The organism is Mycolicibacterium austroafricanum (genome assembly GCF_000612725.1).
Lineage (GTDB): Bacteria > Actinomycetota > Actinomycetes > Mycobacteriales > Mycobacteriaceae > Mycobacterium > Mycobacterium austroafricanum.
Genome location: NZ_HG964468.1, coordinates 1 through 2,060 on the forward strand (window position 1 = coordinate 1; position 2,060 = coordinate 2,060).

Below are 2,060 nucleotides of genomic sequence, written 5' to 3' on the forward strand. Positions count from 1 at the left end.
TGATCTTGTCGCTGTACGCCCGCGGCATGAGCACCCGCGACATCACCGAGCACCTGGGCGAGGTCTACGGCGCCACCGTCTCGGCGGCCACGATTTCACGGGTCACCGACGTGGTGGCCGATGAGATCGCCGCGTGGCAGTCCCGGCCGGTCGATCCGGTGTATCCAATCCTCTACATCGACGCGATCCGGCTCAAGATCCGCGACGGCGGCGTAGTGGCCAACAAGGCCGCCCACGTGGTGATCGGGGTCGACGTCGATGGGATCAAGCAGGTCCTGGGGGTCTGGATCCAGCAGACCGAGGGCGCCAAGTTCTGGCACGGGGTGCTCACCGAGCTGCGCAACCGGGGCTGCCGGGATGCGTTGTTCGTCTGTTGTGACGGGCTGACCGGGCTCCCGGAATCGATCACCGCGGTCTGGCCCCAAGCCATCATCCAGACCTGCGTGGTGCATCTGCTGCGGGCCAGCATGCGCTATGCCTCCTACACCGACCGTAAGAAGATGGCCGCTGCGCTGCGCCCGATCTACACCGCCGCCACCGAAGAGGCCGCCAAACTGGCCCTGGAGGAGTTCCGGGCCGAATGGAAGACCAAATCCCCGGGGGCGGTCGCGGTCTGGGACCGGGCCTGGGCCGAGTTCGTGCCGTTCCTGGCGTTCCCGGTCGAGATCCGCAAGATCATCTACACCACCAACGCCATCGAGTCGCTGAACTACCAGCTGCGCAAAGTCACCAAAGCCCGCGGCTCGTTCCCCTCCGATGCCGCAGCGCTCAAGCTGCTGTATCTGGCCATCCGCAACATCAATCAGAAACGAGGATCAAACCCAGGATCAGGAACCTACCGCTGGACCGAGGCGCTCAACGCCTTCGCCATCCAATTCCCCGACCGACTCCCACTTTAAAGAGACCCCACCAAACCGAAACGGCCGCAACTACTTACACAGTTATCTTGACAAGCCCTTTGAGCATGAGGTTCCAGTACATGAACGGCAGCCCGTACTTTTTGAGGTACCAGTAGGCCCGGTGCGGCTTGGTCGGGTCCAGCAGCGGGAACGACGGTTCCAGGTTGAGGTCGTAGTCGAACTCGGCCAGCAGCATGTCGTGTGAGGACGTCACCAGCGGGCAGGACCCGTACCCGTTGTAGGACGCGGTCAACGGCCGCCCGGCCAGATAGGCGTCGATGTTCTCGACGACCACCGGGGCTTGTTTGCGGATCGCGGCCCCGGTTTTGGAGTTCGGCGACGACCCGGCATCACCGAGGCTGAACACATTGCGGTGACGTACGTGTTGCAGGGTGTGCTTGTCGATCTCGACGTAGCCGTTGGCGTCCCCGGTCGAGAGCGGGCTGGCCTTGATCCAGTCCGGCGCCGACTGCCGGGGTACGGCGTGCAACACGTCGTAGGGCAACACCGTCTCGGAGCCGCCGGCCTCGCCTACCGGGGTGAGGGCGACCTTGTGCGCGGCGGCGTCGATGCCGGTCACCTCGGCTCCTGTGTGCACGGTGATGCCGTAGCCGGCGGCGACTTTGTCGAGGTTGTCGGCGATCGCCGGGATCCCGAACAGCCGCGGAGTCGGCACCACCAAATGCACATCGATGTCCTGGAGCACGCCCTGTTTACGCCAGTAGTCGGCGGCCAGGTAGGCGATCTTCTGCGGCGCCCCGGCACATTTGATCGGCCCCGACGGCATCGCGAACACCGCACTCCCGGAGCGCAGGGTACGGATGAACTCCCAGGTACGCGGGGCCAGGTCGAACCGGTAGTTCGACGACACCCCGTCCTTACCGACCGCATCGGCCAGTCCTTCGGTGCGGTTCCAGTCCAACTGGATACCGGGGCAGACCACGAGCACGTCGTAGCCGTAGTCCGCCCCGTCAACACAGACCACCCGGTTGTTGTCCGGATCCACCTGCGCGGCCGCGTTCTTGATCCAGGTCGCCCCTTTGGGCATCACCGACGCCTCAGCCCGGGCGGTGGTCGAGGCCTTGGCCTGACCCCCGCCGACCAGCGTCCACAACGGCTGGTAATAGTGCACCTCCGACGGCTCGATCACCGCGACATCGG

At 65.0% G+C, this 2,060-nt stretch carries 2 protein-coding genes; one reads left to right on the top strand and one right to left on the bottom strand.

Features of this window, described 5'->3' with window-relative positions:
• Positions 1-899: IS256 family transposase (locus BN976_RS31880; protein ID WP_036377826.1), on the top strand; the 899-nt coding region annotated here is incomplete at its 5' end.
• Between the two features lie 34 nt (positions 900-933).
• Here the strand turns inward: BN976_RS31880 and BN976_RS31885 are convergent.
• Positions 934-2,060, bottom strand: a 1,127-nt coding sequence (locus tag BN976_RS31885; protein ID WP_036377827.1) for an NAD(P)/FAD-dependent oxidoreductase, incomplete at its 5' end; no start/stop codon positions are given.